22 protein-coding genes are annotated in these 23,358 nt (G+C 61.5%); 17 read left to right on the top strand and 5 right to left on the bottom strand.

Going from position 1 to position 23,358, the window contains the following annotated elements; translation table 11 throughout:
- Positions 1–196 precede the first annotated feature (196 nt).
- The 5 genes from cobJ to PSH97_RS02885 all read right to left on the bottom strand — a co-directional run bounded on the left by cobJ (position 197) and on the right by PSH97_RS02885 (position 5,367).
- Entirely contained in the window at positions 197–1,900 is a 1,704-nt protein-coding gene (gene cobJ, locus PSH97_RS02905) for a precorrin-3B C(17)-methyltransferase (protein ID WP_305448030.1), read from the bottom strand.
- Complete coding sequence (locus tag PSH97_RS02900) at positions 1,900–2,631, bottom strand: precorrin-2 C(20)-methyltransferase (RefSeq protein ID WP_305449740.1); 732 nt, start codon at positions 2,629–2,631, stop codon at positions 1,900–1,902. The genes cobJ and PSH97_RS02900 overlap by 1 nt, the downstream gene beginning before the upstream one ends.
- A complete protein-coding gene (locus PSH97_RS02895; RefSeq protein WP_305448029.1) occupies positions 2,631–3,257 on the bottom strand; it encodes a precorrin-8X methylmutase in 627 nt (208 codons plus the stop codon). Before PSH97_RS02895 ends, PSH97_RS02900 begins: the two co-directional genes overlap by 1 nt.
- On the bottom strand, positions 3,250–4,557 hold the full coding sequence (cobG, locus tag PSH97_RS02890; protein ID WP_305448028.1) for a precorrin-3B synthase: 1,308 nt from the start codon (positions 4,555–4,557) through the stop codon (positions 3,250–3,252). The genes PSH97_RS02895 and cobG overlap by 8 nt, the downstream gene beginning before the upstream one ends.
- Before the next feature lie 156 nt (positions 4,558–4,713).
- Positions 4,714–5,367: a hypothetical protein gene (locus PSH97_RS02885; RefSeq protein WP_305448027.1), complete on the bottom strand. Its 654-nt coding sequence runs from the start codon at positions 5,365–5,367 to the stop codon at positions 4,714–4,716.
- Between the two features lie 248 nt (positions 5,368–5,615).
- Between PSH97_RS02885 and cbiE the strand changes: the two genes are divergently transcribed.
- From cbiE to urtD, 17 genes are all read left to right on the top strand, one after another.
- Positions 5,616–6,827, top strand: a complete 1,212-nt coding sequence (cbiE, locus tag PSH97_RS02880; RefSeq protein WP_305448026.1) for a precorrin-6y C5,15-methyltransferase (decarboxylating) subunit CbiE — start codon at positions 5,616–5,618, stop codon at positions 6,825–6,827.
- Positions 6,820–7,917 (top strand): cobalt-precorrin-5B (C(1))-methyltransferase, encoded by a 1,098-nt coding sequence (locus PSH97_RS02875; RefSeq protein ID WP_305448025.1) that lies wholly within the window; start codon positions 6,820–6,822, stop codon positions 7,915–7,917. Before cbiE ends, PSH97_RS02875 begins: the two co-directional genes overlap by 8 nt.
- Positions 7,914–8,636, top strand: a complete 723-nt coding sequence (locus tag PSH97_RS02870; protein WP_305448024.1) for a cobalt-precorrin-6A reductase — start codon at positions 7,914–7,916, stop codon at positions 8,634–8,636. The genes PSH97_RS02875 and PSH97_RS02870 overlap by 4 nt, the downstream gene beginning before the upstream one ends.
- A 254-nt stretch (positions 8,637–8,890) precedes the next feature.
- Positions 8,891–9,202 carry a hypothetical protein gene (locus tag PSH97_RS02865; RefSeq protein WP_305448023.1) on the top strand — a complete coding sequence of 104 codons (312 nt, stop codon included), beginning with the start codon at positions 8,891–8,893 and terminating at the stop codon, positions 9,200–9,202.
- Positions 9,203–9,251: 49 nt separating this feature from the next.
- A complete protein-coding gene (locus PSH97_RS02860; protein WP_305448022.1) occupies positions 9,252–9,650 on the top strand; it encodes a DUF2946 domain-containing protein in 399 nt (132 codons plus the stop codon).
- A gap of 48 nt (positions 9,651–9,698) precedes the next feature.
- Positions 9,699–10,178: a copper chaperone PCu(A)C gene (locus PSH97_RS02855; RefSeq protein ID WP_305448021.1), complete on the top strand. Its 480-nt coding sequence runs from the start codon at positions 9,699–9,701 to the stop codon at positions 10,176–10,178.
- Between the two features lie 21 nt (positions 10,179–10,199).
- Positions 10,200–10,643, top strand: coding sequence for a DUF2946 domain-containing protein (locus PSH97_RS02850; protein WP_305448020.1), 444 nt, complete (start codon positions 10,200–10,202; stop codon positions 10,641–10,643).
- Positions 10,644–10,727: 84 nt separating this feature from the next.
- Positions 10,728–12,845 (top strand): TonB-dependent copper receptor, encoded by a 2,118-nt coding sequence (locus PSH97_RS02845; RefSeq protein WP_305448019.1) that lies wholly within the window; start codon positions 10,728–10,730, stop codon positions 12,843–12,845.
- Between the two features lie 124 nt (positions 12,846–12,969).
- Positions 12,970–14,349, top strand: a complete 1,380-nt coding sequence (locus PSH97_RS02840; RefSeq protein ID WP_305448018.1) for a PepSY-associated TM helix domain-containing protein — start codon at positions 12,970–12,972, stop codon at positions 14,347–14,349.
- Positions 14,350–14,552: 203 nt separating this feature from the next.
- Entirely contained in the window at positions 14,553–15,341 is a 789-nt protein-coding gene (locus PSH97_RS02835; RefSeq protein WP_305448017.1) for an ABC transporter ATP-binding protein, read from the top strand.
- Complete coding sequence (locus PSH97_RS02830) at positions 15,338–16,285, top strand: ABC transporter substrate-binding protein (protein ID WP_305448016.1); 948 nt, start codon at positions 15,338–15,340, stop codon at positions 16,283–16,285. Before PSH97_RS02835 ends, PSH97_RS02830 begins: the two co-directional genes overlap by 4 nt.
- Positions 16,282–17,292: a FecCD family ABC transporter permease gene (locus tag PSH97_RS02825; protein ID WP_305448015.1), complete on the top strand. Its 1,011-nt coding sequence runs from the start codon at positions 16,282–16,284 to the stop codon at positions 17,290–17,292. The genes PSH97_RS02830 and PSH97_RS02825 overlap by 4 nt, the downstream gene beginning before the upstream one ends.
- Positions 17,293–17,819: 527 nt before the next feature.
- Positions 17,820–18,188, top strand: coding sequence for a DUF6124 family protein (locus PSH97_RS02820; protein WP_305448014.1), 369 nt, complete (start codon positions 17,820–17,822; stop codon positions 18,186–18,188).
- Positions 18,189–18,425: 237 nt separating this feature from the next.
- Positions 18,426–19,691, top strand: coding sequence for an urea ABC transporter substrate-binding protein (gene urtA / locus PSH97_RS02815; protein WP_305448013.1), 1,266 nt, complete (start codon positions 18,426–18,428; stop codon positions 19,689–19,691).
- Positions 19,692–19,831: 140 nt separating this feature from the next.
- A complete protein-coding gene (urtB, locus tag PSH97_RS02810; RefSeq protein ID WP_305448012.1) occupies positions 19,832–21,334 on the top strand; it encodes an urea ABC transporter permease subunit UrtB in 1,503 nt (500 codons plus the stop codon).
- Entirely contained in the window at positions 21,334–22,413 is a 1,080-nt protein-coding gene (urtC, locus tag PSH97_RS02805) for an urea ABC transporter permease subunit UrtC (RefSeq protein ID WP_305448011.1), read from the top strand. Before urtB ends, urtC begins: the two co-directional genes overlap by 1 nt.
- Positions 22,410–23,279 carry an urea ABC transporter ATP-binding protein UrtD gene (gene urtD / locus PSH97_RS02800; protein WP_305448010.1) on the top strand — a complete coding sequence of 290 codons (870 nt, stop codon included), beginning with the start codon at positions 22,410–22,412 and terminating at the stop codon, positions 23,277–23,279. Before urtC ends, urtD begins: the two co-directional genes overlap by 4 nt.
- Positions 23,280–23,358: the final 79 nt, after the last annotated feature.

The raw sequence follows: 23,358 nt of genomic DNA, 5'->3' as shown, positions 1-23,358 counted from the left end.
ACTCAATCCGGCCAGCCGAATTCATCAGCGACAAAGTCGCTTACTGGAATAAGCGACCTATAACGCACAAGGCCGCGAACCCAATGGTTCGCGGCCTTGTCTTTAAACCTGATATTTAAAATCGTCAGAGCTTACTAAAATTCACAAACAATCGAAGCTGCTTACAACTCCCCTTTTGTGGCGAAAAGAAGCGATGTCAGGAAACAGGCTTTTCTCCGTACCAGCGTGGCGTGTATACCCATTCGCCGCCCCCGGCGCGGGGAAAGGTGCAGGTGGTGGAGGAACCGATCAGCACCATGGTGCGCATGTCCACTTGTTCCGGCGTGAGCGTACCGAGTGTGGTGACTCGTAGCGTCTGGCCGGGCCGGCCGATATCACGCCCCAGAACCACCGGCGTTTCAGGCGTACGGTGCTGTGCGACGATTTCCAGAGCCCGGCCCAACTGCCACGGTCGCGAACGGGAAATCGGGTTGTAGAAGGCCAGCGCCAGATCGGCTTCGGCGGCCAGGTCCAGACGCTTCTCGATGATCGACCACGGCTTGAGGTTATCCGACAGCGACATCACGCAGAAGTCATGCCCCAGCGGCGCACCGGCCTGAGCGGCCGTCGCCAGCGAAGCAGAAACCCCCGGCAGAATCTCCAGATCGACGCTGTGCCAGGCCGGCTCACTCGACTCGTGCAATGCTTCGAGCACCGCGGCGGCCATGGCGAACACGCCGGGATCACCGGACGAGACCACAATCACCGACCGCCCTTGGGCCGCCAGTTCGAAGGCGTGACGGGCACGCTGCATCTCCTCGCGGTTGTCGGTGCAATGCAGCACTTGATCCGCTCGAAACGGCCCGGCCATGCGCACATAGGTTTCATAACCGAGCACATCGGTGGCTCTGGCCAGTTCAGCCTTCACCGCAGGCACCATCAATTCGGCAGCACCCGGGCCCAGGCCGATCACGGCCAGCCGACCACGAGGGCGGCCAATCTGCGCGATGTCCAGCGGTTGTTCAGCGATCGCCAGCGCCAGGTTCGCGTCGATCGGGATAATCGTGGCACCCGGAACAGCCCCGCGAGCCAACTCGCTGGCATCGCTGGCAGCCGACGCAAAACGCAGCGGCACACCCAGCTCAAGCGCCGCTTCGCGCAACGTCGGGTTGGCCATCTCCGTGACCGGTGCCAGCAGGCACGCCAGCGATTGCCCGGCGACTTGGGCCTGACGCAGCGCCGCGCGAATCGCCTGGGGCAAATCCGCCACACTGGCGCTGACCGCCAACAACACACTGCGCGGGTAGATCAACAATTCATTGGCCGCCGGCGTCCGTTCGGCGCTGCCGACATGGATCGACAAATGAGCCTCGGGATCCTGCGGTAATTGTACTTGCGCCAACCAGGGGGCAGCGCCTTCGATACGCACGTGTTCGCCGGCCAGCAAGTCCGAGACGAAGCGCTTGCCCAGCTCCAGATCGCCCAAGGCATAGCCGCTGGGTGGATTGAGCAGGCAAGTGCCGAAACGCAATTCGCCGCTGGTGGTGATCGCCGCCGCGACATCAAGGCCGGCGGCAATCTCGCGCGCCATGACATTCACTCCGCCGAGACCGCCGAGCAGTGGCACCACCGCGCTACCGTCTTCGGCCACGGCCAGCACCGGTGGCTCGGCGCCCTTTTCCAGCAGCAACGGCGCCAGGGTGCGGATCACAATCCCGGCGGCGCATAGCGCGATGATCGGCGTGTCCTGTTGATAAAGTTCGCGCAGGGTTGCGCCGAACTCGTGATAAACACGGTCCGCGCCCTCGACCCGTTCGGCCAGTCCATGGATCAGTGCGCCGGGGTATAGCTGCGCAATCTTGCGCGCGGTCGCGAGGCTGCCATTGCCGAGAATGACAATCGCCGGAGCGGAATGGGCCATCAGCCTTGCCACCTTTCACCGGGGACGATGATCAGCGAAAAATAAGGCGAGGACATCGGCTCGACCTGATCCAGCGGCACGATTTTCTGATTGGCCATGGTCGCGCGCTCCACGTACAGCGCACGCTTCGCCAGACCGAGTTCTTCGAGCACCTGACGGACCTTGGGAAAGTTGCGCCCCAGTTTCATGATCACCGCCGCATCGGCATCGGCCAGGCGACGCTTGAGGTCTTCGTGGGGCAGTACACCCGACAACACCGACAGGCTCTGATTGCGATACACCAACGGTGCGCCGAGTACCGAGGCACCGCCGAGCATCGAGCAGACACCCGGCACGACTTCGGCTTCATAACGTTCGGCCAGTCGATCGTGCAGGTACATGTAGGAGCCGTAGAAGAACGGATCGCCTTCGCAGATCACCGCCACGTCACGGCCAGCGTCCAGATGCGCGGCGAGTTGTTCGCCGGCCGTATCGTAGAAATCGCTGATCACTTGTTCGTACGACAACGGCGCCGGCAGCGCTTCGGTGGTCACTGGGTAAACCAGTGGCAGCAGGGTTTGTGCGTCCTGCAGATGCGCTTCGATGATGCCGAAGGCGTTGCCTTTCTTGCCCTTGGCGACGAAGTACGCCACCACCGGCGATTCGCGCAGCAGGCGCAAGGCTTTGACGGTAATCAGTTCCGGATCACCGGGGCCGACGCCCAGGCCAATCAAACGTCCAGGTTGCTGCATCATTCGATCTCCGTGGCGAGGGCGTTGACGGCGGCGGCGGCCATGGCACTACCGCCCAGCCGGCCTTGCATGATGACGAAAGGCACGCCACGGCTGTCCGCCGCGAGCATCGCCTTGGATTCGGCGGCGCCGACGAAGCCCACCGGGAAGCCGAGGATCAGCGCCGGTTTCGGCGCGCCGGCGTCGAGCATTTCCAGCAGATAAAACAGCGCGGTCGGCGCATTGCCGATCACCACCACACTGCCTTCCAGGTGCGGGCGCCACAACTCCAGCGCGGCAGCGGAACGAGTGTTGCCCAACTCGCGGGCAAGCTCCGGAACGCTCTCGTCGCGCAGGGTGCAGATCACTGGGTTATTGGCTGGCAAACGCGCACGGGTCACGCCTTCGCTGACCATCCGCGCGTCGCACAGAATCGGCGCACCAGCGGCCAGCGCATCGCGCCCGGCTTTGCCGGCGCCTTCGGAAAACTGCAGCCCGTCGATGGCCTCGACCATGCCGCAGGCGTGGATCACCCGCACCGCGAGTTTCTCCAGATCGGCCGGAATGCGCGCAAGGTTGGCCTCGGCGCGAATGATCGCGAAGGAGTTGCGATAGATCTCCTGACCGTCGCGGATGTAATCAAGCATCAAGGGGGCTCCGTGAGCGGGCGTCGAGCAAGGCTGCGACCGCTTCAATAGTAAGGTTGTGTGCGTGCAGGACACCGAAACCCGGCTGCGCTGCGTCGCGAAAATAGAGGTTGTAGTGACCGGGAGAAACCGCCAGCAAGGTCACTGGAGCAACGTGCGCGGCCGCGCAGGAACGCGGGCAACCGGACAGGTGCACGTTCGGTGTCTGGCCGTGACGTTGCAACAGCACCGCCAGTTGTCTGGCATCGCCCTTGGTGTCGGCCAGGCCCTTTGCGCAGCCGTTCGAGCCGGTGCAGGCGATGAGATGCGCCAGAGCATCATCGGCTGAGCAGCGCAGGCCGAGGTGTTCGAGGTTGTGGATAACGTGAGGCGCGTCGTCGCCATGGACGCCGGGCAATATCAGGCTTTGCCAAGGCGTGAAACGCAAAGAGCCGTCACCCTGCTCGCGCGCCAGTCGTGCGGCGCCTTTGAGCATCGCCGGATTCAGGCGACCCAGCAGCGGCACCGCGCCGATGTACACACGCCCGGCTTCACGCTGTGGATGAGCGCCGATGTGCAAGGCACTTGGACTGACCTCGCGCTGCGAACCCTCAATGGACATCAACGGCACACGTTCGGAGAGGCGCGCGACAAACCCGTCGAGCGTGCATTCGGCGAGCAGATGTCGCATACGGGTCTGCTCGGGGCGCGCCCATTCCAGGAACAACTCCAGCACCGCGACCACCAACGCATGACCCCGCTCCAGCGACACCGCGCCTACGGGCGGGTCGACAAGGCAGCCCGCCAGGCCGAACACAAACACTCGCTCACCGTCTCGTTCAGCAGCGGACAGCCATACATCATGAGGGTGTTCGAGCATTGCCAGACCTTCGCCGCCATCCAGCTGCACCGCGAACTTGGCGCTGAGGTCGTGAAAGCGTTCATCGCTTTGCAGCGTGGCGAGGATCTGCTCGGCCAATGGGCGCGTATCGATCAGCATCTGCCGATCAATGCCGGCGCCGGGGCTGAGCATCAGATTGCGCACGTCATCGCCCGCCGCGCTGGTCGGGCCGAGCCCGGCTGCCATCAGGCTGGCGATCAAGGCGCCGTGTTCGCTGCCGATCCCGCGAATTTGCAGGTTGGCGCGGTTGGTTGCCTCGATCACCCCGCCAGCGAAACGCTCGGCAGCATCGGCCACGGCTTCGGCCTGATCGGCCGAGATCGCCCCCCCATTGAGTTTGATCCGGCAGATGCCGCCGTCCAGCGCCTGGACGATACGCAGCAACCCCGGGCAAGCCGAGGGGCGTAAAGCGGTGGACATCGGACGTTCGTTCAATGAGTGACCGGCTGACTGGAGGCACGTGAAGGGTGAAGGGCTGCCATTATGCCTGCTTTGCCCGAGCGCATGAAAAGTCTGCCGGTCGGAAACGCTGCCGAAGTATCAATCAAGCAAAAGAAGGCTTCGGCCTGCGTGGAATCAGAGTTCGTACTCGCTGAACTTGAGTGCAAGGGCTCGAGTGGCTTCTTCCACGCGCTGTCGAATAGCGTCCATGTCTCGCCGCTTGATCTCCAACCGCCGAATCCGGATATCCAGTTGAGACCGACTCTGATCTATCGTCCAGAACAGGTAGGGTGTAGTGATACCCAGCTTGATCAACCTGATATGGCTGACCACCATTTCCAGATCTCCGTTAGGCTTATAACTGACCGGGACGATGTTGAATCCGAATACTTTCCCGCTCAAGCCCGCGATCTTCGCCAGCAATTCGGCGTCATTCTCTAGCTTTCCAAGTACTGACTCAATCTGTGCTATTTGTGCGCTCGTGAGGTAGGGACGCGCCACTTTCAACCAGGCCTGTTTCAAACTCCCTGAGAACTGCGGCTTGATGTACTCGACCGGTTCGGCAAGCGTCCAGTCCATTGACCAGAACATACCGGCGTAATGGTCGAACCAGGGCCCCGGCTGCGTCTCGCTCCTTGCGACTTTATCCGCGCCATGCTGGGCCAGAAAAATGCAGTTTTTGACAAAGCCATTGTCGGCGACGGCCTGGCCAGCCGTGCCGGTCAGCAGCACATTATTTATCATCAGCGCATCATGTTCGATGACGCCTTCAGCTAACACGTTATCCATATAAGTTTCTTTTCATCCTTGATAGTGTCGCGACCAACATCAACTACTGGCAGCTATTTAATACATATAAGGTTGCGCAACCTGAACAAAAACAAAACTACCAAAACCATCATTACAACAGGCATTTTTTCGTCAACATTAAGTGTCTGAAAACTGAAGTACGCTTTCCCCGCCATAGACCCGCGTCAGATGACAGAAGCCGCGCTATCATGTCGCCTTTGACGATGAACATTGGATTAAGGAACAACATGGCCTCCTGGCTGACAGTAGTGGGCATTGGCGAAGACGGCTTCAAGGGCTTGGGGAAAAATGCCCGACACGCCCTGTTGCGCGCTACGCGGATCTTTGGCGGCCAGCGACAACTGGATTTGCTGCCGGCCTGCATCCGTGGCGAGCGGCAGTTGTGGCCCAGTCCTTTCTCCCTTGAACCCGTTCTGGCGCAGCGTGGCGAACCGATCTGTGTACTGGCCAGCGGTGATCCGATGTTCTTTGGCGTCGGCGCCAGCCTTGCCCGGCAAGTGCCCAACGCTGAAATGCTGATCCTGCCAGCGCCCTCCTCCTGCTCGATTGCTGCCGCGCGAATGGGCTGGCCGTTGCAGGAGGTGGTGACACTTTCAGTGGTTGCCCGGCCCCTCGCCGCACTCAACGCGCAGTTGTTCAGCGGCGTGCGTTTGCTGGTGTTGAGCAACGACGGCCAGAGTCCGACGGCCATCGCGGCGTTGCTGCGCGAGCGCGGTTTCGGGCCGAGTCGCCTCACCGTGCTGGAACATCTGGGCGGCGAAGCAGAACGACGCATCGAGGGTGTCGCCAACGACTGGAGCGACCCGCAGATCGCCGACCTGAATCTGATCGCCATCGAATGCATCGCTGAACCGAACACGCCACGCCTGTCACGCCTGGCCGGCCTGCCGGACTCAGCCTTCCAGCACGACGGCCAACTGACCAAACGCGACGTGCGCGCCATCACCCTTGCACGCCTCGCCCCGGTCCCCGGCGAACTGCTGTGGGACGTCGGCGCTGGCAGTGGTTCGATCGGCATCGAATGGATGCGTGCTCACCCGAGTTGCCGGGCGCTGGCCATCGAAGCGGATGAAGGGCGGCAGTTGTTGATCGAACACAACCGCGATGCCCTCGGCGTCCCCGGTCTGCAATTGATTCGCGGCAAGGCACCACAAGCCTTGGCCGGACTCGAACGCCCGGACGCGATTTTCATCGGCGGCGGCGTCACCCGCGAAGGCGTGCTCGACACGTGCTGGGCGCAACTCAAACCCGGTGGCCGGCTGATTGCCAATGCCGTCACCCTGCAAAGCGAAGTGACCTTGATGGCCTGGCGCGAACGCCACGGCGGTGAGCTGACCCGCATTCACGTCGCCCAGGCGCAACCGCTGGGCGAGTTCGACACTTGGCGTCAGGCGCTGCCGATTACCTTGCTGGACGTGACGAAACCCCTCGATGCGTGACGAAACCGCCGAACAACCCGCACCGCTGCGCAGCGGCCTGACCACCGGCAGTTGCGCCACCGCCACCAGCCTCGCGGCGGCACGCCTGCTGCTCAGTGGCGTCGAAGCGGACGCCGTCGAGATCATTCTGCCCAAAGGCAAACGGGTGCAGATGCGCCTGGAATTCTGTCGGCTGATGAACGACGGCGCCGAAGCCGGAACCATCAAGGACGCCGGCGACGACCCGGACGTGACCCACGGCGCCCTGCTCTTTTCCCAAGTGCGCCTGCACAGTGAGCCAGGCATCCGCTTCAGCGCCGGCCGTGGCGTGGGCACCGTCACCCGGCCCGGGCTGGTGCTGAACGTCGGCGAGCCGGCGATCAACCCGGTGCCGCGCAAGATGATCACTGATCACCTGACGTTGCTGGCCGAGGAACTGAATTACCAGGGCGGCTTCGAGGTCACGGTGAACGTCGAGGACGGTGAAGCCCTGGCGCTGAAAACCATGAACCCGCGGCTGGGGATTCTCGGCGGCTTGTCGATTCTCGGCACCAGCGGCATCGTCCGGCCGTTCTCCTGCGCGGCCTACATCGCCTCGATCCATCAAGGCATCGACGTCGCCAAAACCAACGGATACCTGCACATCGCCGCATGCACCGGCAACGCCAGCGAAGACACCATGCGCCGGGTCTACGACTTGCCGGAAATCGCCCTGATCGAAATGGGCGACTTCGTCGGCGCGGTGCTCAAGCACTTGCGCAAAGTGCCTGTGGATAAACTCAGCCTGTGCGGTGGCTTCGGCAAGATCAGCAAACTGGCGGCCGGGCACATGGATTTGCACAGTCGGCATTCCAGCATCGACCTGCCGCAACTGGCCGAATGGGCTGCGGCGGTCGGCGCGGATGAAGCGTTGCAACAGGCGATCCGCGATGCCAATACCAGTCAACAAGCCTTAGCGATGGCCAGCGCGGCCGGGATCGCCCTTGGCGACGCGGTGTGCCAGCACGCCCTGGACTTTGCCCGCAGCGTGGTGCCGGCGCAGGTTCAAGTCGAAGTGTTCGCCATCGATCGCCAGGGTGGGATTGTCGGCCATGCGGGAGTTCTTCAATGAAGCGCGTGTTGTTGCTCGGCGGCGTGACTGAAGCGTTGGCCATTGCTCGAACCCTGGGGCCGGAACACATCTACAGCCTGGCCGGCGTCGGTCGTGTGCCGACGGATCTGAACTGCCAGGTCCGCGTTGGCGGCTATGGCGGCGCTGAAGGTCTGGCGCAGTTCATTCGTGACGAAGGCATTGACTTGCTGCTGGATGCGACCCACCCCTACGCCGCTCGCATCAGCCACAATGCCGCGACAGCTGCGCGGTTGAGTGGCATTGCGTGCTGGGCTTTGCGACGTCCGGCCTGGCAACCACACGCCGGAGATGACTGGCGTGAAGTCAGCGACTGGGCCGAGCTGATCGAAGCGCTTAAAACGTTCCGCCGACCGCTGTTCACCCTCGGTCGCGAGCCATTGCAGCACCTGCACGAAATCCCGCCGGAGCAATTCTGGACGTTACGTGCGCTGGACGTTTATCCCGGGAATGAGCGCTGCGAAGTGATCGGCGCGCGTGGGCCGTTTCTGATCGAGGATGAACGCGAGCTGTTCGAACGTCGGCAGATCGATGTGCTGATCAGCAAGAACAGCGGCAGCACCGCCACGGAACCGAAACTGGAAGTGGCGCGGGAGCGTGAAGTGCCGGTGCTAGTGTTGAAGCGGCCGATGTTGCCGGGGGTTGATAGGGAATTTGGGTCTGTGACTGAGGTTTTAGCGGCCCTCACACAAAACCTGTAGCAGCTGCCGAAGGCTGCGTTCGGCTGCGCAGCAGTCGTAAACTCAAACACCACGGTCCGCCAGGTTGACTGCGGCGCATGGGATCACGACTGCTACGCAGCCGAACGCAGCCTTCGGCAGCTGCTACAGAGAATGTGCAACGCCCTACATATCCGTCGGACCTCACGCACAACATTATCCAAATCGGCTGACTTGTGGGCTCATAACCCCATCCCTATATTTCAGAGCTCCACGAATGTAGCGAGAAGTGCCGAATGCCCGAGAAATTCACACGCTTCGATATCACTGAGTTTCTCCTGGCACCTGCCGACTTGCGGAACTACATCAAGGCCTGCGAAGAGGAAGACCTGGGTGATGGGAGCTTCAATCGTGTAGCGCTCAGAGATGTCAAACACACAATCCGGGCAAGAATCCAAATCGACCCTCAATTCGCTCAGGCATTAAGAATCGAAGTCGCTACACTCTTTCAAAACGGCGAGGCTGAGCTTGCACGTCGGCTGCTCGACATGTTGACTGACGCACTGCGACACCAAACCGCACGCAGCCTTTTTACTTATCATCCCTGATCAGGCTAAATAGCCGCGCCTGATCGCCCACTCAACCGGATCTGCCCTCATGTCCCGACAACGGCTTGCATTTGCCTGGATCGCCTGCTTTGCAGTGCTGTTCAACATGCTCGCCATGCCGATGTCCGGAGCGATGGCGCAAACGGCGAAATCGCCGGCCGAACAGTTGCTGTGGGGCAGCTTCTGCTCTTCCAACGGCACCAAGCTGATGGCGATTTCCCTGGGCGATATCGAGCAGAAAGCCCCGCAGAACGACGATCATTCCAACATGCAGCATTGCTGGTGTTGCTCGGGCTCCGCGCCGTTGGTGGCGTTGCCGGGGCATGCTCCGCAGTTGTATTTCGCTCGTTTCGAGGCCAATCGAAGCCTGCCGCCTGCCACGCTCGACATACCGACACCGCGCGAGCAATGGCCGAGTCTCAACCCCCGCGCGTCCCCTCTGGTGTGATTCCTTCTCGCAATTGACCTGCGTTTTGAATCGTTCTGGAGAACTGCCATGTTGAACAAACTCATCGTTCTGGCTGTATTGCTGCTGCCTGCCTGTTTTGCCAATGCTCACGAATACAAGTCTGGCGAACTTGAGATCGCCCATCCGTGGTCGCAAGAATTGCCGCCCAACGCGCCCACCGTCGCGGCATATTTCGTGATTCACAACAGCGGCAAAACCGCCGACCGATTGCTGAGCGTCGAATCGCCAATCGCAGGCGTTGCCCAGTTGCACGAGCATGTGATGCAAAACGGTCTGATGAAAATGCAGCAAGTGCCCAGCGTCGAGATTCCGGCGGGCGGCGAAACCACCTTCGCACCGATGGCGTATCACGTGATGCTGCTGGAGCTGAAAGACCGCAGCCTGTTGAGCGACGGCAAGCGCTTCCCGCTGACGATGCACTTCGAAAAATCCGGCGATGTGACGGTCGAAGTCGCGGTGCAGAAAAAGGCGCCGGACAGCATGCAAGCGCACATGCACGCCCAGTAATCGCCCCTGTTGAAAACGCCTATGCGCCCGTATAGCGCCAGGCCATCCGTGCACCGCCGTCAGCCAATGAGCCTGACGCGCGGCAGCTGGATCAGCCTGTTCGCCATGCTGATGATCTTTATCGGCCCGCTGATTTCTCAGTCGATGCCGATGGATCAACGCGCCTCGATGTCCATGAGCATGAACATGTCGATGGACATGCCCATGGACATGTCGGCCATGGCGCATGGCGCGCAACCCGCCGCCGAGCATTGCCCACCCAAAGCCGACCATCACGCACTCTGGGAAAAATGCGGCTATTGCAGCCTGCTGTTCAATTGCCCGGCGCTCACCGGTGGCGCTTCATTCGCCGCTTTCGACGCCCCGCCCGCCACCACCTTCACCACACCCGCTACCCGCCTGGGCCACGCCCGGCAAACCTTCTTCCCCGGTGCCCGCACTCGTGCACCGCCCATCGTCGCGTAAACACCCACCTCCGATCTCACACGGTTTAGAAGACAGCCGCAGGCTGCCGGCCGTGTCGTTTACGACTGTTCGATGGAAATTGTCATGTCCAGGTTTTCTGCTGACACACGTTTGGGCGCTGCCCAGGCTTCTTTTGCCCTGAACGAATCTCGCGTTCGTTTCAGGCATGCCACCGCCGTTCTTTGCGGCTTGCTGCTGACACCGATGGTGTTGGCCGATGAACACGCCGACCACAGCGAAGAACTGAGCCCGACGGTGATTACCGCCATCGCGCCGAGTTCGCCGCTGACCATCGTCACTAACCCCAAGGACCCGCGCCAACCGGTGCCGGCCAGCGACGGTGGCGATTATCTGAAGACCATCCCTGGCTTCGCGCTGGTGCGCAACGGTGGCACCAACGGCGATCCGGTGCTGCGCGGCATGTTCGGCTCACGACTGAATATCCTCACCAACGGCAGCATGATGCTGGGTGCCTGCCCTGGCCGCATGGACGCGCCGACTTCGTACATTTCACCGGAAACCTACGACAAACTCACCGTCATCAAAGGCCCGCAAACCGTACTTTGGGGCCCCGGTGCATCGGCCGGCACCGTCCTGTTCGACCGGGAGCCGGAAAGCTTCGGCGAACTCGGCACCCGGGTGAATGCCAGCGTGCTGGCCGGCTCCAACGGGCGTTTCGACAAGGTGGTGGACGCTGCTGCCGGCGGACCACTGGGTTACGTGCGAGTGATCGGCAACACCGCACATTCCGACGATTACAAGGACGGCAACAACGACACCGTGCCCTCGCGCTATGACAAGTGGAACGGCGACGTCGCGGTCGGCTGGACCCCGAACGCCGACACCCTGCTGGAACTGACCGCCGGCAAGGGTGACGGCGAAGCCCGTTACGCCGGGCGCGGCATGGACGGTTCGCAGTTCTTGCGCGAAAGCCTGGGCCTGCGCTTCGAACAGTCAAACATCGGTGAGGTGCTGGATAAAATCGAGGCGCAGGTCTACTACAACTACGCCGACCACGTGATGGACAACTACACCCTGCGCACACCGTCCGGTACCGGGATGATGGCCGGCCCCATGGCCTCCAACGTCGACCGTCGAACCCTCGGCGCGCGAATCAAAGCCACCTGGCGCTGGGCCGATGTGCAACTGATCAGTGGCCTGGATGCGCAAACCAACGAACACCGCCAACGCAGCGCCATGGGCGTCGACGCCTACAAGGACGTGCCGCGCAACAAGGACGCCGACTTCCACAACTACGGTGTGTTCAGCGAACTGACCTGGTACGCCGCCGACCGTGATCGGCTGATCACCGGTGCGAGACTGGATCGTGCGTCGGCCAAGGATTATCGGCAAACCATCGGCTCCGGGATGATGGCCCGCCCCAATCCGACCGCCGACGACACCCGCGCCGACACCCTGCCCAGCGGTTTCGTGCGTTACGAGCATGACCTGGCCGACAGCCCCACCACGCTGTATGCGGGCCTCGGTCACGCCCAGCGTTTCCCGGATTACTGGGAGCTGTTTTCGCCTAAATCCGGTCCCGCCGGTTCGGTGAATGCCTTCGACTCGATCAAGCCGGAAAAAACCACCCAGCTCGACTTCGGCCTGCAATACAAGACCGAAGACCTCGAAGCCTGGGCCTCGGGTTACGTCGGCCAAGTACGTGACTACATCCTGTTCAACTACACGCCGGGGATGATGGGCATGACCTCGCAAGCCGAGAACATCGACGCGCGAATCATGGGCGGCGAATTCGGCGCGGCCTACAAGCTGACGGCCAACTGGAAAGCCGACGCGACCCTGGCTTACGCCTGGGGCAAGAACAGCAGCGACGGCAGCGCGCTACCGCAGATGCCACCGCTGGATGCGCGTTTCGGCCTGACCTACAGCGAAGACAACTGGAGCGCCGGCGCCTTGTGGCGGGTGGTTGCGGCGCAGAACCGCATCGACCAGAACAAGGGCAACGTGGTCGGCAAAGACTTCGACACGAGTTCGGGCTTTGGGGTGTTCTCGCTCAACGGCGCGTACCGGATCAACAAGAACTGGAAGGTCAGCAGCGGCGTCGACAACTTGTTTGGCAAGGCCTACGCCGAACACTTGAACCTGGCGGGCAACGCCGGTTTCGGCTTCCCGGCCAATGATCCGCAAGCCATCAACGAACCGGGGCGCACGCTCTGGACCAAGGTGGATATGAGCTTCTAAGAGCATCGCGGGCAAGCCCGCTCCCACATGGGCGACGTTGATCCTGTGGGAGCGGGCTTGCCCGCGATCGGTTGCGCAGCAACCGCACTAAACAATAAAGATCCACGTCTGGCGGAGCACACGAATGAAACAACCCAAACCGAATTTCTACAACCTGGCCTGGCGCTGGCATTTCTATGCCGGCCTGTTCGTCGCGCCATTCATGGTGATGCTGGCCCTGACCGGCATCATCTACCTGTTCAAACCGCAACTCGATCCGTTGATGTACGGCAGCCTGCTGAACGTCCCTGCGGCCCATCACAAAGTCTCCGCCGACGACCTGCTCAAGCGCGTAAAAGAGGCATACCCACAAGGCCAGATCAAACAGTACCTGCCGCCAATCAACGCCGAACGCAGTGCGCAGTTTGTGGTGATCAACGAAGGTCATGAACTGAACGTGTTCATCGATCCGTACCACGGCGACATCCTTGGCGAGCAAGACGCGAAGCAGAATCTGCAAGCGATTGCGCGCTCGATTCACGGCGAGTTGATGATCGGCACCGTCGGTGATCGGCTGGTAGAACTGGCCGCCGGTTGGGGCGTCGTGCTGGTGGTTTCCGGGGTATTTCTGTGGTGGCCGCGCGGCCAGTCCGCCGGGATTCTCTGGCCACGCTTGAACAGTCGTGGCCGAGTGCTCTGGCGTGACCTGCACGCCGTAACCGGGTTCTGGGGCGCGGCATTGCTGCTGGTGATGCTGCTCAGCGGCATGACCTGGACCGGGTTCTGGGGCAAGCAATACGCCGACCTCTGGAACCGCTTCCCGGTCGCCATGTGGAATGACGTGCCGAAGTCCGATGTCGAGGCCCGCAGCCTCAACAGCGCCACGCGCCAGACCGTACCGTGGGCCATGGAAAACACGCCGATGCCAATGTCCGGCGACCACGCCGAACACATGGCTCACACCAGCACCCAGGCCGGTCCGGCGGCGCCGACCATCAGCCTGCAAGACGTGCAAAACATTGCCGTGCAGCGCAAGGTCGAGCCCGGCTACAGCATCACCTTCCCCACCACCGCCACCGGCGTGTTCACCCTCGCGGTGTTCGCCGACGACCCGCGCAACGACGCCACCCTGCATGTCGACCAGTACACCGGCGACGTCCTCGCCGACGTGCGCTGGCAGCACTACAGCAACGTCGCCCGGGCCACCGAAGTCGGCGTGATGCTGCACGAAGGCAAGATGTTCGGCCCGTTCAATCAGATCATCGTGCTGCTGATCTGCCTGATGATTTTGCTCAGCGCCGTCAGCGGTGTGGTGATCTGGTGGAAGCGCCGGCCACAGGGCAAGTTCGGTGTGCCGCCGTTGCGTCACGATCTGCCGAAATGGAAAACCGCGATGGTCATTATGTTCGGGTTGGCGGTGATGTTTCCGTTGGTGGGGGCTTCGTTGATTGTCGTGTGGCTATTGGATTGGGGGCTGCTGTCGCGCTTGGGCCGGCAAACTGAATCCACCTCACCTTCATTATGAAAACAGGCGAGATACGCGTACGCGCAAAGCCAATACAATGCGGGCCGCGATCTTTCTTCGTCACCGCCGATTGATCGTTCCCACGCGCAGCAAAGGAATGCAGCCCGGGACGCTCCGCGTCCTCTCCAGAGCCGAACGCGGAGCGTCCGTTGAGGCATTCCCACGCAGAGCGTGGGAACGATCGTTAACGCCAAGAGAAATGCATGACCTCGCTGAACCTCTCGAACCTCGCCTGGACACCCCTGGGCCACGGCCACTGTCATCACCAGTTCCAGCTGCGTGACGCATCCTTGCACGTGGCCGCCGGTGAGTTCGTCGGGTTGATCGGCCCCAACGGCAGCGGCAAAACCAGCCTGTTGCGTTGCACCTATCGCTTCAGCAAACCGGAAAGCGGTGAGGTAAAGCTCGACCATCACAACGTCTGGAAGCAATCCTCACGCTGGTGCGCGCAACGCATTGCCGTGGTGTTGCAGGAATTCCCCGACGCCTTCGGCCTGACCGTCGAGGAAGTGGTCGCCATGGGACGCACGCCGCACAAAGGTCTGTTCGATGGCGACACGCTTGAAGACCGAAACCTCGCTACCCAAGCCCTCGAATCGGTCGGCCTCAAAGGCTTCGAAGATCACGCCTTCGCCACCCTGTCCGGCGGTGAAAAACAGCGCGTGATCCTCGCCCGCGCCCTGGCTCAACAGCCGCAATTGCTGATCCTCGACGAGCCGACCAATCACCTCGATCCGCGCTATCAGTTGGAGCTGTTACAACTGGTCAAACGCCTGCAGATCGGCACGCTGGCGAGTATTCATGACCTCAATCTGGCAGCGGCTTTTTGCGATCGGCTATACGTGATCAATCACGGTCGCATTGTGGCCAGCGGCCCTCCCAAAGAAGTCCTGACCGCACAACTTTTGCACAACGTGTTCGGTGTCGACGCACTGATCGATGACCATCCCTTGCACGGCTACCCACGAATCACCTGGATAACCCAACCATGACTTTGCGTTCCCTGCTTTGCATCGCGCTGTTGCTGGGCAATGCCCAAGCCTTCGCCGAGGCCACGAAATATCCGCTGACCGTCCAGAGTTGCAACCGCGCGGTGACCTTCAAGCAAGCGCCGAAACACGCGGTCAGCCACGATATCAACATGACCCAGATGATGCTCGCCCTCGGTCTCAAACCCAGGATGGTCGGCTACAGCGGCGTGTCCGGCTGGAAATCGGTGACGCCCCAGATGCAGACCATCCTCGATGGCTTGCCGGAACTGGCGGCCAAGTACCCGTCAGTGGAAACCCTGCTCAACGCCAACGTCGATTTCTTCTTTGCCGGTTGGGACTACGGCATGCGCGTCGGCGGTGATCTCACGCCGCAAACCCTGCAACCGTTGGGCATCAACGTCTACGAACTCACCGAGTCCTGCGCCTTCGTGATGAAGCGCCCACCGGCCAGCCTGGAAGACACCTACAACGACCTGCGCAACCTCGGGAAAATTTTCGACGTGCAGGACCGCGCCAACGCCGTGATCACCCGGATGCAGGCGCAAGTCGCCGAGGTGCGCAAGGACCTGCCGACGGACAAGCCTCGGGTGTTTCTCTACGACAGCGGTGAGGACCGGGCCATGACCTCCGGGCGCCTGGGCATGCCGCAGGCGCTGATCGACGCGGCCGGCGGGCGCAACATTCTCGACGACGTCGAGGCGAGCTGGACCCGGGTGAATTGGGAGAACGTGGTCGAGCGCAATCCGCAGGTGATCGTGATCGTTGATTACGGCGAAGTCACCGCCGAGCAGAAGGAGCAATTCCTGCTCAAAAACCAGGCTCTGCAATCGGTGGACGCGATCAAGAACCAGCGCTTCATCGTCATTCCGTACGTGCAGGCCACGCCCGGGATCGACAACGTGCTGGCGGTCGAAACCCTGGCCAAAGGTTTCCACGGCGAATGATCGATCGTCGCTATGCCTTGTTGCTGATGGCCCTCGGCGCGCTGTTGCTGGTGTCGTGCGTGGTGTCGCTGGGCTTCGGCCCGGCGCGGGTGCCGGTGGAGGTGGTCTGGCGAATATTGCTGCACAAGATTTTTGGTTTCGGTGCTGCGGACTGGACTGCCGGCCAGGAACACATCGTCTGGCTGATCCGCGTGCCGCGCATGTTGCTCGGCGCGCTGGTGGGCGCCGGTCTGGCGTTGATCGGTGCGGTGTTGCAAGCGGTGACGCGCAATCCATTGGCTGATCCGCACTTGTTGGGTGTGACCTCCGGCGCGACCCTCGGCGCGGTGATTGTGGTGCTGCATATCGGTGAAATCGTAGGCCTGCTGACCTTGCCGATTGCCGCGTTCATCGGTGCGTTGTTGAGCATGTTGATCGTGCTGATGATCGCCAATCGCAATGGGCGGCTGGACAGTGATCGGCTGCTGTTGTGCGGCGTGGCGGTGTCGTTCGTGATGATGGCGGTTGCCAATTTGCTGTTGTTTCTCGGTGATCACCGCGCCAGTTCTGCGGTGATGTTCTGGATGCTTGGCGGGCTCGGACTGGCGCGCTGGGAATTGCTGGCGGTGCCGGCGGCGAGTGTGTTGCTCGGGTTGGTGTTGTTGCTGGGGATGGCTCGGCCGTTGAACGCGTTGATGGCGGGTGAGCAGACGGCGGTAACCCTCGGCCTGAATGCCCGCACCGTGCGGCTGCGGGTGTTTTTGATTGCTTCGTTGATGACTGGGGTGTTGGTGTCGATCAGTGGGTCCATCGGGTTTGTCGGGTTGATGGTGCCGCACATTGCGCGGCGGTTGGTCGGGGCTGAACACCGGCGATTGCTGCCGGCATGCGTCCTGCTGGGCAGCCTGTTCCTCGTCTGGGTCGACGTGGCCGCACGAACCCTGATCGCCCCGGAAGACCTGCCCATCGGCGTCGCCACCGCCGCCATCGGCGGGCTGTTCTTCATCGGCCTGATGCGCCGGCGCTAATTTCCAAAAGAACCACTGCATCTGTGGGAGCTGGCTTGCCTGCGATGACGGCGGCACATTCAACATCACCGTGACTGACCCTCCGCTATCGCGGGCAAGCCCGCTCCCACAGGATTTGTGTCGTACACAAATTTGGGGATTGATCGTTCCCACGCTCCCGCGTGGGAATGCCGCCAGGGACGCTCCGCGTTCCGCTGTTGAATGTTTAACGGATGTGTCAAAACACGGAACTTTCCCACGCCTTTTTCAGGTTGTTCGTCGGAAGCGGGCTCTCTAGTCTTTGGCTGTCGCTGACAACTCAGTGATCGGGTGTGAGAAGCCCGGCAACTTATGGTCATCCAGTGTCTGTACACGCATAATCGCCGCCAGCTTATTAGCTGCCTGCAAATGTGTTATGGCGGCTGTGTGCGGGCGGACTTCGGTCCGGCCGGGTGTCCATAACCGGTCTTCTCACCTCGCACATAGCTGCCACCTCTTCCCGTGTGAGAAGCGGCAAGTGGAGGCTCCAACGCTGGAGAAATTTTTCAATGGACAAATTAATTCCCGACCCACCCTTCAATACCACCACACCCAACGCCGAAGCCTCGCGCACTGAAGAATTACTCAAAGACCGCGAAGCCATAAAACGCGCCCTCGACTACTACCTCGATCCCCCGGCGCAATACACCGAAAAACCCCGTCGCCCCAGCACGATGTTCATGGTCGCCCCGGACATGGATACCGAAAGCCTCCTGGCCCACGCCTGTGAATCGTTGGGCACAGCAAGTGTCCTGGCCAGCGACTTTGCCAACGACCTGACCGGCCCACAGCGCTACACGGTGTTGGCGATTCAACAGAGCATCATGCTGGCGGAACTGGCGGTGAACCGGGCGCTGGATAACGTCGACCCGGCGTAGACCGCGTTATCGACCATCGCGGGCTTGCCCGCGATGGCTGCGTCGCCCCAATGTGGCGCACCTTCTCGCACCAACGCGCCAGCCCCGTCCCTTCATGGTGCGTCACCCAAACCCCGCAACCGCTCTAATACGACATTTCCTTGCCCTTCCCCGACCGGGCACAGCCCTTGCTAAAGACCCTTCAGTCGTCCGCATCTGCCAACCATAAAAAACTTTAACGTTCATGGAGATCGCACAATGAAGCGTCGCAGTTTGATCAAGGCTTTCACACTATCGGCAAGCATTGCCGCGATGGGCATGGCCTGGACGGTCCAGGCCGCCGAGACCATCAAGGTCGGTATTCTGCATTCGTTGTCCGGCACCATGGCGATCTCCGAAACCTCGCTCAAAGACATGGCGTTGATGACCATCGACGAAATCAACGCCAAGGGCGGTGTGAACGGCAAAATGCTGGAGCCTGTGGTCGTGGACCCGGCATCGAACTGGCCGCTGTTCGCCGAAAAGGGCCGGCAGTTGCTGACCCAGGACAAGGTGGCGGTGGTGTTCGGTTGCTGGACCTCGGTGTCGCGTAAATCGGTGCTGCCGGTGTTCGAAGAGCTCAACGGCCTGCTGTTCTACCCGGTGCAATACGAAGGCGAAGAGATGTCGCCGAACGTGTTCTATACCGGCGCGGCACCGAACCAGCAAGCGATCCCAGCGGTGGAATATTTGATGAGCGAAGAAGGCGGAGGCGCCAAGCGTTACTTCCTGCTCGGCACCGACTACGTTTACCCGCGCACCACCAACAAGATTCTGCGCTCGTTCCTGCACTCCAAAGGTGTGGCGGACAAGGACATCGAAGAGGTCTACACCCCATTCGGCCACAGCGACTATCAAACCATCGTGGCCAACATCAAAAAATTCTCCGCCGGTGGCAAGACAGCGGTCATCTCCACGGTCAACGGCGACTCCAACGTGCCGTTCTATAAAGAGCTGGCCAACCAGGGCCTGAAAGCCACCGACGTTCCGGTCGTGGCGTTCTCCGTGGGCGAAGAAGAACTGCGCGGCATCGACACCAAACCGCTGGTGGGCAACCTCGCGGCGTGGAACTACTTTGAGTCGGTCGAGAACCCGCAGAACAAGAAATTCGTCGCCGACTGGAAAGCCTACGCCAAGAAACACAACCTGCCGGGCGCCGACAAAGCGGTGACCAACGACCCGATGGAAGCCACTTACGTCGGCATCCACATGTGGGCGCAAGCGGCCGAGAAAGCCAAGTCCACCGACGTCGACAAAGTCCGCGAAGCCCTGGCTGGCCAGACCTTCGCCGCGCCGTCCGGCTACACCTTGACCATGGACAAGACCAACCATCACCTGCACAAGCCAGTGATGATCGGCGAGATTCAGGCCGACGGTCAGTTCAACGTGGTGTGGCAGACCGAAGGGCCGATCCGCGCCCAGCCGTGGAGCCCGTTCATTCAGGGTAACGACAAGAAGCCGGATTATGCGGTGAAGAGCAACTGATTCACCCCGCTTAGCCTGATCGTTCCCACGCTCTGCGTGGGAATGCCTCAACGGACGCTCTGCGTCCGCTTTGGGACGCGGAGCGTCCCGGGCTGCATTCCCACGCGGAGCGTGGGAACGATCATCATAGGACACCTGCTATGCCCACCGCCCTTTACCGTCTCATCCTCGCCATCGCGCTGTTATTGCCGATGGTCGCCCACGCCGGCGACGCCGAAGACTTCGTCGCAGCCAATCCCGTGCAACAAGCAAAACTTCTGGAAGCCTGGGCCGCGCAGCCCGATCCGGCCCGTATCGAACTGATCAACGCCCTGCAACAAGGTGAATTGACCGTCGACGGCCAACCGAAAACCCTGCGCCTGAACAACCGTCTGCGCGGTCTGATCGACACTGCGCTGGCCAGCCACCAATTACTCGCCGCCGACGCCAAAACCCGTCTGACCGCCGCGCAGCAATTACAGAAAAGCGCCAAACCCGCGCAGCTGAAATTCCTCGACCAGCAATTGGCTGGCGAAAAAGACGAAAGCGTTCACGCCGCCCTGAGCCTGGCACTGGCTAACCTGCAACTGGTCGACAGCGACCCGGCCGTGCGCCTCGCCGCCGTGCGTTTGCTCGGTGAAACCGGCGACCCACTGGCCCGCACTCGCCTCGAAGGTTTGCTCGAACCCGGCGTCGAAGCCGATGCCAATGTGCGCACTGCCGCCGAAACCAGCCTCGCCCAGGTCAAACGCAAACTGCTGATCGGCGAGATGCTTGGGCAGGCCTTCAGCGGCATGTCCCTGGGTTCGATTCTGCTGCTGGCGGCGTTGGGGCTGGCGATCACTTTCGGCCTGCTCGGCGTGATCAACATGGCCCACGGCGAGATGCTGATGCTCGGCGCTTACTCGACGTACGTGGTGCAGTTGATGTTTCAGCGCTTCGCCCCGCAGGCCATTGAGTTCTACCCGCTGATTGCCCTGCCGGTAGCGTTTTTCGTCACCGCCGGGATCGGTATGGCGCTGGAGCGCACGGTGATTCGTCACCTCTACGGTCGCCCATTGGAAACCCTGCTCGCCACCTGGGGCATCAGCCTGATGCTGATTCAGTTGGTGCGGCTGGTGTTCGGCGCGCAGAACGTCGAAGTGGCCAACCCGGCCTGGTTGTCGGGCGGGATTCAGGTGTTGCCGAACCTGGTGCTGCCGTACAACCGCATCGTGATCATCGCGTTCGCCTTGTTTGTGGTGGTGCTGACCTGGCTGCTGCTGAACAAGACGCGCCTGGGCCTTAACGTGCGCGCCGTCACCCAGAACCGCAACATGGCCGCGTGCTGCGGCGTACCGACCGGGCGCGTCGACATGCTCGCCTTCGGCCTAGGCTCGGGCATCGCCGGGCTCGGTGGCGTGGCGCTCAGCCAGATCGGCAACGTCGGCCCGGACCTCGGCCAGAGCTACATCATCGACTCATTCCTGGTGGTGGTGCTCGGCGGTGTTGGTCAATTGGCCGGCAGCGTGCTGGCCGCCTTCGGCCTGGGCATCGCCAACAAGATTCTCGAACCGCAGATCGGTGCGGTGCTGGGCAAGATCCTGATCCTCGCGCTGATCATTCTGTTCATCCAGAAGCGTCCGCAAGGCCTCTTCGCACTGAAAGGACGGGTGATCGACTGATGAATCAGCCCCTGATGCTCACGGCCACACAAAAGGCCGGCCCCAAGGTCACGATTGCCGTTGGCGCAGTGATCCTTGTTTTACTGCTGGCGCTGCCATTGCTGTCGTTGTTGTCGCCGGACAGTGCGTTTCATATCTCAGCCTACACACTGACACTGGTGGGCAAAATCCTGTGCTACGCCATCGTCGCCCTAGCGTTGGACCTGGTCTGGGGTTACGCCGGCCTGCTGTCCTTGGGCCACGGTCTGTTCTTCGCCCTCGGCGGTTACGCGATGGGCATGTACCTGATGCGCCAGGCCTCGGGCGATGGCCTGCCAGCGTTCATGACCTTCCTGTCGTGGACCGAATTGCCCTGGTACTGGACCGGCACCAGCAGCTTCCTCTGGGCCCTGTGCCTGGTGGTATTGGCGCCGGGATTACTGGCGCTGGTGTTCGGTTTTTTCGCCTTCCGCTCGCGGATCAAGGGCGTGTATTTCTCGATCATGACCCAGGCCCTGACCTTCGCCGGGATGCTGCTGTTTTTCCGCAACGAAACCGGGTTTGGTGGCAACAACGGCTTCACCAACTTCCGCACCATTCTCGGGTTTGGCATCACTGAACCGGGGACTCGTGCGGTGCTGTTTTTCGCCACGGTGCTGTTGCTGGTGGCGAGCCTGTTCATTGGCTGGCGTCTGGCGCAGAGCAAGTTCGGCCGGGTGCTGACTGCGTTGCGGGATGCGGAAAACCGCTTGATGTTCTGCGGCTACGACCCGCGCGGTTTCAAACTGTTTGTCTGGGTGTTGAGCGCGGTGTTGTGTGGCTTGGCGGGCGCGTTGTATGTGCCGCAAGTCGGGATTATCAACCCGAGTGAAATGTCGCCGACCAACTCCATTGAAGCCGCCGTTTGGGTGGCGCTGGGTGGTCGCGGCACGCTGATCGGCCCGCTGCTCGGCGCGGGTGTGGTCAACGGCATGAAGAGCTGGTTCACCGTGGCGTTCCCGGAATACTGGCTGTTCTTCCTTGGTGCGCTGTTTATCGTCGTGACGTTGTATCTGCCTAAAGGTGTGATCGGTCTGCTGAAGAAAAGGGGCGAACAATGAGGATCACTGCAACGGCTGAATTCATGCTCGAACCGGCCTTTTTCCCCGTGGAGCCCAACAAGGACGCCGGCAGCAGCCGCGACGCCATTGGCCTCGGGCAACGCGTAGGCCCCGGCTTGAATACGCGCCACGGCACCATCCTGACCCTGGAAGACATCAGCGTCAGCTTCGATGGTTTCAAGGCGCTGAACGATCTGAACCTGTACATCGGCGTCGGCGAATTGCGCTGCATCATCGGCCCCAACGGCGCGGGCAAGACCACGCTGATGGACGTGATCACCGGCAAGACCCGTCCCAGTCACGGCAAGGCCTGGTTCGGTGAAACCCTGGACCTGACGCAGATGAGCGAAGTGCAAATCGCCCAGGCCGGCATCGGCCGCAAGTTCCAGAAACCGACGGTGTTCGAAGCCCTGAGCGTGTTCGAGAACCTGGAACTGGCGCAGAAGACCGACAAGTCGGTATGGGCCAGCCTGCGGGCTCGTCTCAGTGGCGAGCAGAAAGATCGCATCAGCGAGGTGCTGGAAACCATTCGCCTGACCGCCTCGGTCAATCGCCCGGCGGGTTTGTTGTCCCACGGTCAGAAACAGTTTCTGGAAATCGGCATGCTGCTGATGCAAGACCCGCAACTGCTGCTGCTCGATGAGCCGGTGGCGGGGATGACCGACGCCGAAACCGAATTCACCGCCGAGCTGTTCAAGCGCCTGGCGGGCAAGCATTCACTGATGGTGGTGGAACACGACATGGGCTTCGTCGGCTCGATTGCCGACCACGTCACCGTGTTGCACCAGGGCAGTGTGCTGGCAGAAGGGTCGCTGGAACAGGTGCAGGACAATGAGCGGGTGATCGAGGTCTACCTCGGTCGCTGATGAGCAATTGATCGTTCCCACGCTCTGCGTGGGAACGCCGCCTGGGACGCTCCGCGTCCCGCTGACAACGCAGGGCTCA

The sequence above is a fragment of the Pseudomonas cucumis genome (assembly GCF_030687935.1).
GTDB lineage: Bacteria > Pseudomonadota > Gammaproteobacteria > Pseudomonadales > Pseudomonadaceae > Aquipseudomonas > Aquipseudomonas cucumis.
Note: the sequence above shows the minus strand (reverse complement) of the source record. Positions and strands in the feature narration are given on the sequence as shown.